This is a genomic window from Photorhabdus namnaonensis (genome assembly GCF_001684335.1).
In the GTDB taxonomy this organism is placed as follows: domain Bacteria; phylum Pseudomonadota; class Gammaproteobacteria; order Enterobacterales; family Enterobacteriaceae; genus Photorhabdus; species Photorhabdus namnaonensis.
The window spans coordinates 1-301 of the sequence record NZ_LOIC01000008.1; the positions used below are offsets into that span (position 1 = coordinate 1).

Sequence of the window (301 nt, forward strand, 5' to 3'; positions counted from 1 at the left end):
TTTCTTGAATAAGTCCTTTTGCTAAAGTGATTTTATTTGTATTATCATTAACCTCGGCTTTAACTTGATTAATATCTTTTGCCGTTGACTCATTTAATTTAGACACTGATTCTTTAATATTTAATACGCTTGAGTCAGTATTCTTAAATTGACTAGATACTTGCTGCTGATATTCAGATAATGCTTTATCCGTGTTTGCAATAGCATTTTTATTTTCTTGAATAAGTCCTTTTGCTAAAGTGATTTTATTTGTATTATCATTAACCTCGGCTTTAACTTGATTAATATCTTTTGCCGTTGA

General features: G+C 28.6%; 1 protein-coding gene. It reads right to left on the minus strand.

The annotated features are described in order from the left end of the window. A partial coding sequence (locus Phpb_RS25810; RefSeq protein WP_165603260.1) for a hypothetical protein occupies positions 1-301 on the minus strand: 301 nt, incomplete at both ends.